Below are 7,726 nucleotides of genomic sequence, written 5' to 3'. Positions count from 1 at the left end.
TGATGGCTGACATCCCAGATCAGCCGATCACGGGGAGTGTCGAAGAGATAATGCAGAGCGACTGTGAGCTCGACCACACCCAGCCCGGCACCAAGGTGGCCGCCCGTTTGTGATACCGCGTCGATTAGCTCCGTACGAAGCTCAGCCGCCAGCTGAGGCAGCTCACTCTCTGAAAGCTGTTTCAGGTCATCCGGAGTATCGACTTGATCCAAAAGCGGAGTTTTGGATTGCCGAGCTACGATTGCATCCATTGACCGACTCCCCCAACTGCCCGAGTCCTCCTCGGCCCCCAGACTATGAACCTATGAAAGGGCTCAAAAAATGGAACATCCGCCGCCAGCCGGACTCTGCGGGGATATGTTGCATCCTGGCATCACAAATGCGAATGCAGGTTGGCTAAATACCGCCATCGTGCGTGCCTACCACCTTTTGGCCGTAACGCTGACAACGGCGGGGGCATCAGACATTTTCGAACAAGGCAGGAGGGGCAATGGTCCCGAGGAAGAAATTTCACGCGTTCGGCGGCTCGATCGCTGCGCTTTTACTCGCGTCGATGACTTTGCCGCCAGTGGCGGCCTACGCGCAAGCCGCGGATTCACCGGAAACGACGATCAGCGGGCTTAACGCGACACTGCTCAGTACTATGAAACAGGCACAGGCGCTCGGCGTTGCAGGACGGTACCAAGCGCTAACGCCGGTCCTCAGCAAAACCTATGATACGCCTTTGATGGCGAGGCTTGCTGTCGGTCAAACGTGGGGCTCCCTGCAGCCCGACCAGCAAGCGCAGATCACCGACTCGTTCCGACGCATGATGATCGCGACATACGCCAAGCGATTCGACGGGTTTTCTGGGGAAAGCTTTCAGATTGTCGAGATTTCCAACCGCGGAACGGCCGACAAGATGGTCAAAACCCAGATTATTCAGAGCAACGGTAAACCCATCGCCATCAACTACCTGATGCGCAAGTCAGGACCAGAATGGAAGATCGTCGATGTTTATCTCGATGGCACCATCAGCGAACTGGCAAGCCGGCGCGCGGAATTCTCCACCATCCTCCAATCGGGCGGACCCGATGCTCTCATCGCTTCGTTGAAGAAACAGGGCGACAAGTTACTTTCGGGCAGCTGAAGCTTTCAGCCGATCAACAACGAAACGCGGGACTCATTCGTCCCGCGTTTTTTTTATGAGACGGCTACGTCTAGCCAGACACAATGAAAGCGGCCTGCGTGCGCTGCTGTTGAGCATGCCCGGAGGTCTTAGCTCGAAAGCCAACCCCGACTATTCCTCAGCCGGGGATTTCTGCTCTTGGGCCGGGGAAGCTTGCTCTTCCGCTGGTGACGTATCTTCTTCCGCAGGCGATCTCTGCATATCCGCGGGCTTTGGTGAGCCGATTACGACGAAGGCCGTACGATCGACAGGATTCGTAAGCTTCGGAACATCCGTGATGTTGCGCTTCTCAAGCATCGTCGGCGATGAAACCAGCTCCGTCACCGGCTCGATCGCGTTTGGATCCCGCGGCTTTGGCGTTCCCGTCAGTGCACTCGTGTCCAGCGCTTCTTGAAGCTCGGCTTGGCGCTTCTGCTGACTTACGCTTCGAAGCATTGAATAGAAATCGATCGAGCTTTCTTCCAGCGTCTTCATGTCCTCAGCCTTGCTGAGGTTTGAGAGCGGGCTCGTGATCGTGCCTGCAAGATCGACGTGGCTTGCCAACGCCGCATACCGCGATGGAATCAGTGCAGCGGCTGGGATGGTCGCTCCGAATTCGACGCCTGTGCCAATCGCGTCGCGCACTGTGGTCGGCCCAAGCACCGGCAGAACGACATACGCGCTGTCGCGGTATCCCCAAACGTACATCGTCTGGCCAAAATCCCCTGACTGATGCGCCATGCCTTGCGTCGCTGCAACGTCGAACAGCCCGCCTATGCCGACCGTGGAGTTCATTGCGAACCGGCCGAACGTCGTCGCGGCGGCTTCGAAGCGAAGCTGTAGGATGTTGTTCGCGAAAGTCATCGGTTCGGCAAGGTTGGTCGTGAACGCATCGATGCGATCGCGCACGCCTTCGGGAACAGTGCTGTTGTAGCTCTGTGCAGCTGGGTAAAGAATATCGTGGTTGAACTGCTGGTTGTTCTCAAAAACCTTACGGTTGAATGCCTCGTTGGGATCCGCAACGGGCTTAGGCCCCGCATCATCTTCTTTGGCGGCCAAATGCTGTGGCGAGAGCGCAGGCGGAGACGCGCTGGCGCAGGCCGAGAGGCTCAAACCCACGAAGGCGCAGCCGACCCAATTTAGGATGGCGCTGACTTTCACGTCCCGATATTCCCCCTGCTTGGCCCCACCAGCCGAAGCAATCTCTCATCTATCGCAGTCGCGTTCCAAACGCTAGCCTGACCAAAACGCCGGCAGACCTGCCCCCAACTCAAACCAGAAAGTAACGTCAGAATGACGTCCTGTCTGTGGCTTGTATGCACCCTCTTCGCCATATTCGGGTCGGCCTACGCGGTCCTTGCATCCCTCTTGGTGACACGATTTGCCCGTCAACCCAAGCCTGTTTCGGCTGCGGCAGAGGGTGTCACACTGCTGAAGCCGCTTTACGGCGCCGAGCCCGGATTGGCCACGAGCCTGTGGACGTTTTGCACGCAAGATTATGGCGGGAAAATGCAGGTGGTCTTTGGGGTGCAAGATCCTTCTGATCCGGCAATCCGCATCGTCGGCGCTCTCCAGAAGCAATATCCCGCCGCCGATCTCGAGCTGGTAACAGGCCGCCGGCCAACAGGTGGAAACCCGAAAATCGCCAACGTGATCAGCATGTTTCCGGCTGCCAAGCACGACATTCTCATTCTCAGCGACAGCGATATGCGCGTGTCCGCAGACTATGTTGCGCGGGTCGTCGCGCTTCTACAGAAGGAAGGCACCGCCCTCATAACGTGCCTCTATCGCGGGTGCGCACTTTCAGGCTTTTGGTCGCGGATGGCCGCTGCAGCCGTCGACCATCACTTCCTGCCAAACGTGCTTGTCGGCACTTGGCTCGGCCTCGCGCAACCCTGCTTTGGGTCCACGATTGCATTGCGACGAAAAACGCTCGAGGCGATCGGCGGATTTGGAGCCTACGCTAATACTCTGGCTGATGACTACGCCATGGGCGAGGCCGTACGCCGGAAAGGTCTTCGCGTCGAAATCGCGCCTTTCACAATCGGCCACACGTTTTCAGAAGGCTCTTTTGGCGAGCTTTGGGCGCACGAACTGCGTTGGGCAAAAACGATTCGCTTGGTCGACCCCGGCGGATATCTGGGATCAATCGCAACTCATCCACTGCCATTTGCACTCGCTGCCCTCCCATTAAGTGGCTTCAGCGCCATAGCGTGGATGATCCTGATAGTGACGCTTGCCTGCCGCCTTTTCATTCCGATACAAGTTGAAAAGTTGTCGGGCGGGGGCAAGAGCACGATTTGGCTCAGCCCACTGAGGGATTTATTGAGCTTCGCGATTTTCATTGCGAGCTTCATGCCCGGAACCGTCAGCTGGAGAGGCCGGCACTATAGTGTCGGCCCCGATGGAACCGTTACGCCGATATGAAAGGCGCCAACATGCGCACGCTCTTTTTGCAGGCTCCTTCCTTCGATGGCTTCGATGGCGGGGCTGGATCGCGATATCAAGCCCGGCGTGAAATCCAATCTTTTTGGTATCCCACTTGGTTGGCGCAGCCTGCCGCACTGGTTGAGAACTCGAAGCTGATCGATGCGCCACCGCATCGAACGAGCCTGCAGGAAGTTCTGGGTCAGGTCCGCGATTACGACCTTGCAGTCCTGCACACGTCCACCCCGTCCTTCGATTCAGACGTCAAGGTCATCGAAGCGATGAAGGCCACGAACCCGAATCTGAAAGTCGGTCTGATCGGTGCCAAGGTCGCGGTGCAGTCCGATGAGAGCTTGAGAGACGCGCCGATCGTGGACTTCGTTGCCCGCAACGAGTTCGACTTCACGATCAAGGATGTCGCCGACGGCGTGTCCTGGAGCGACATTAAAGGACTATCTTATCGTAACGACCAAGGCGTCATCGTGCACAACGAAGACCGCGCGGTCATGCACGATATGGACACTCTTCCTTTCGTCACTCCGGTCTACAAGCGTGACCTCGTGATGGAGAATTACTTCATCGGCTATCTGAAGCACCCGTACATTTCCTTCTATACGGGTCGCGGCTGCAAGAGCCGTTGCACGTTCTGTCTATGGCCGCAGACGGTTGGCGGTCATCGCTATCGCACCCGCTCCGTGGGCCACGTCATCGATGAGGTCCGCTATATCCTCAAAGCGTTCCCACAAATGAAGGAGCTGATGTTCGACGACGATACCTTCACCGACGACTTGCCGCGCGCGGAGGCGATCGCGAAGGAACTCGGCAAGCTCGGCGTCACCTGGTCCTGCAATGCCAAGGCGAACGTGCCGCGCGAAACATTGAAAGTTCTGAAGGACAACGGCCTTCGCCTCCTGCTCGTGGGCTACGAAAGCGGCAATCAGCAAATTCTGCACAACATCAAAAAGGGAATGCGCGTCGAAGTCGCCGAAAGGTTCACCAAGGACTGCCACGAACTCGGGATCAAAATCCACGGCACCTTTATCCTCGGCCTTCCTGGCGAGTCGAAGGAGACAATCCAGGAAACCATCAAGTTCGCGACAAGGATCAATCCTCACACGATCCAGGTTTCCCTAGCGGCACCCTATCCGGGCACGTTCCTCTATAAGCAGGCTTCGGAGAACGGTTGGCTCGACGTCGACAATGCCGAGCTGATCAACGCAAACGGCATCCAGATTGCGCCGCTGCATTATCCTGGCCTATCGCACACCGAAATCTTCTCTTCCGTAGAAGACTTCTATCGCAAGTTCTACTTCCGCGTGCCGAAGATTGCCGCCATCGTTGGCGAGATGGTAACGCAGCCCGACATGATGAAGCGTCGTTTGCGAGAGGGTGTGGAATTCTTCCAGTTCCTCCGCGAAAGACGCAGCGCCGCCGCTTAAGTCTCGGCGCCGCTCGAACCATCGGCATTTTGAGGGCTCGCTACCTGTCGTGGCGGGCCCATTAATATGGGTTGAAACAGAACGGCGGCCGCGAGAGTCGTCACGAGCGATAAAGCAAGCAGCTCACCCATGCTCGACGTTCCTGGATGGCTTGAGAAGAACAGGCTGCCGAAGGCAACGGCGGTGGTCATGGCGCTGAACATGACGGCACGCGTCAGCGGCGAAGCCAACAGGCTCGTCTCGCCCTCGCGCCACGCAAGCACGTAGTAGATCTTGAACGCCACCCCTACACCCAGCAAAACCGGTAGCGCGATGATATTCGCGAAATTAAGCGGCAGCTTCAGCAGCACGCAAAGCTCCAGCGTCACCACGCCCGCAAGGAGGAGTGGCACCAACGTCAGCAGGACATCGGTTACGCGGCGCAACACGATAAAAAGAATAATTGCGATCGAAGCGAGTGCCAGCACACCCGCTTGAATGAATGCTCGCACGACTGTTTTTGCGGATTCCTGGATGAGGATCGGAACCCCCGTCGCCTGTGGATCAACGGCCTGAACCGCGGCCGCGAAGCGGCGCAAATTCTCGTTGTCGTTACCGTTGCCTCTAGGACCAACTTCGATGCGAGCACGCCCATCTGCTGTCATCCAATCGGAGACGATCTCCGGCGGGAGATTAGCAAGCGTGATTGGCTGGGCTTTTAGCGCTGAACGGATCTGCGCCAGTCTAAGCTTCATTCCATCAAGTAGTTTCGCGCCGATCTGGGCCCTTATTTCGGGAGTGGCGTCCGCGAGCTTCCGCAGCGTGCTCGCCATATGCGCAGCAACTGGCGACGCACCGGGCAGCTTGCTGACACTTTCGAAATCGCCAGCCGTAGCGAGCAGCGTTTCGCGGGTGTCAGCGTCCGACGGCGTGGGCGACGGCTCATCAGGCTCAATCGTCGGCCCGATAAGATCATAGCAGTCGCGGATGAGGGCGAGTTTTTCATCCTGATGATCGGGCACAAAACTCGCCAAGGTAATGACCCGGTCGACTTCCGGCAGCTTATCGAGCTTTTCAGCTAGTCCTTTAGCGTCGCCTAAGTTGGCCGCGAGAATCTGAATGGTGTTTGGCGCCGTGTTGGGGTCGCGCATGAGATCATTGAAGGTCGACACGGACTCGACCTTGGCGCTGCGCAAGTTGATCGGATTGAAATCGAATTCGAGCCGTGAAAGCAGCGGTAACCCCGCGGCGACGCCCACCGCCGTCAACACCAGTATGACATATCGGTGCCGAGCCATGAAACGGTCGACAGGCTGCAGAAATCGATAGCCGACGTCGTGAAGCTCGCCGGGCGGATTCAGCACCTCCAGCAATGCGGGCAGCAGAGTAATACTGAGAACGAAGGCGACGATCATCCCCGATCCGGCGATCAGCCCAAGTTCCGAAACCCCGATATAATCGGTGGGCAGAAAGGAATAGAAGCCGGCAGTCGTGGCAGCTGCAGCGAGTGCTAAAGGTTTGCCCGCGTTCCGGCCGGCGCCAACAAGTGATCCTTTGAGATCGTTCCGGATAAACCGCTCATGCCGATAGCGGACCGAATATTGGATGCCGAAATCGACGCCTATGCCCACGAACAGCACGGCAAACGCCACGGAAATGAGGTTGAGTGCGCCAACAAGGTATAATCCCAGCGCCGCAGTGACTGCGAGACCGCAGCCCAGACCGACGAGGACCGCGAAGATGATTTTTCCTGACCTCAACGCCAGCCAAAGAATGACGAGGACCGCAGCGAGGGTCAAAGACGTATTGAGCGCGGCGCCTTCCGCCACCGTACCGAACTCCTCGTCCGCCATTGGGACCGACCCGGTGAGACGAACGCGAACCCCGTTTTCCGGCGTCAAGCCAAGCCGCTTAGCCGTCTCCCGAATGAGATCCGTAGCGTCGGCCCCGGGCTCTAGGTCGGAGTAATTGAGCACGGGCTTCACTTCTAGGAAGCGACGCAGTTCGGACGGGCTCGGTCGCCCGCCGGTCAGAAGTTCGCCCCAAGAAAAGGTCGTGTTTTTGCCGGCTAGTAGATCATCGATCGCCGTGCCGAGCACACCCACCGGCTTTTCAAATTCGATCCATTTCGCGCGCTCTTCCTTGATACCCAAGGGAACCAGCGAAAGCGCCTTGGCCAATCCGTTCAGCGTTGGATCGGCAGAGAGCGTGCCAAGAACGGGCTGAGCCTTGATAAGGCCAGCGGTGATGTCTTTGACTTCCGGCACCGAGAGATAGAGCAGACCGTTCTGCTCGAAGAACGGCCCCCCATCGCGTCTCCGCACGATCTGCAAGGGGTGAGGCTTGGATTGGCTGAGCGCAGCCGCGAGCCTAGCTGCGGCGCTTTCCGTCAGCTCCGGCGTCTTGCCGTCGACAACAATATCGATCGTATCGGTGTGCTGGGAAAAGGCGGCATCGAACTGGCGTTCTCTCTTGCGCCAGTCGAGTTCGGGCGAGATCAGCTCACTCGTATCGGTCGTTATCGCGAAGTGATTGGCAACATAGTAGACCGCACCCGCCGTCACGATGAGACCGAGCAGAATCGTAAGCCATGACAGCCGCACCGCCAGTGCGACAGTTCCGGCGACAAGGCGCTCGATCATGCTTTAGCCGCCCTCGCTTTCGTGCCCGGCCGATAAGTTGGAACGCGATTAGTCATTCAGCACGTCTCATGATTGCTGCTCAAAGGATCGAT

Annotated in this window: 6 protein-coding genes; 3 read left to right on the top strand and 3 right to left on the bottom strand. The window is 57.9% G+C overall.

Annotated features, from left to right (window positions below; genetic code table 11):
• The coding region (locus tag EKK30_RS09590) for a 1-deoxy-D-xylulose-5-phosphate synthase N-terminal domain-containing protein (RefSeq protein WP_290983845.1) at positions 1-251 on the bottom strand (251 nt) is incomplete at its 3' end.
• Positions 252-490: 239 nt separating this feature from the next.
• Here EKK30_RS09590 and EKK30_RS09585 point away from each other — a divergent pair.
• Entirely contained in the window at positions 491-1,129 is a 639-nt protein-coding gene (locus EKK30_RS09585; RefSeq protein ID WP_290983842.1) for an ABC transporter substrate-binding protein, read from the top strand.
• 150 nt (positions 1,130-1,279) lie between these two features.
• Here EKK30_RS09585 and EKK30_RS09580 read toward each other — a convergent pair whose 3' ends face one another.
• The gene (locus EKK30_RS09580; protein WP_290983839.1) at positions 1,280-2,308 is read right to left on the bottom strand and encodes a VacJ family lipoprotein; all 1,029 of its coding nucleotides are present in this window, start codon (positions 2,306-2,308) and stop codon (positions 1,280-1,282) included.
• A 132-nt stretch (positions 2,309-2,440) separates the two neighbouring features.
• On the opposite strand from EKK30_RS09580, the gene hpnI reads away from it, so the two are divergent.
• Positions 2,441-3,574 carry a bacteriohopanetetrol glucosamine biosynthesis glycosyltransferase HpnI gene (gene hpnI / locus EKK30_RS09575; RefSeq protein WP_290983837.1) on the top strand — a complete coding sequence of 378 codons (1,134 nt, stop codon included), beginning with the start codon at positions 2,441-2,443 and terminating at the stop codon, positions 3,572-3,574.
• Positions 3,575-3,585: 11 nt separating this feature from the next.
• Positions 3,586-5,013: a hopanoid biosynthesis associated radical SAM protein HpnJ gene (gene hpnJ, locus EKK30_RS09570; protein WP_290983834.1), complete on the top strand. Its 1,428-nt coding sequence runs from the start codon at positions 3,586-3,588 to the stop codon at positions 5,011-5,013.
• Here hpnJ and EKK30_RS09565 read toward each other — a convergent pair.
• Positions 5,010-7,634 (bottom strand): MMPL family transporter, encoded by a 2,625-nt coding sequence (locus tag EKK30_RS09565; protein ID WP_290983832.1) that lies wholly within the window; start codon positions 7,632-7,634, stop codon positions 5,010-5,012. The genes hpnJ and EKK30_RS09565 overlap by 4 nt on opposite strands.
• Positions 7,635-7,726 lie beyond the last annotated feature (92 nt).

The sequence above is a fragment of the Hyphomicrobium sp. genome, assembly GCF_003987855.1.
Classification (GTDB): Bacteria; Pseudomonadota; Alphaproteobacteria; order Rhizobiales; family Hyphomicrobiaceae; genus Hyphomicrobium_B.
This window is presented reverse-complemented; position numbering and strand designations above follow the sequence as displayed.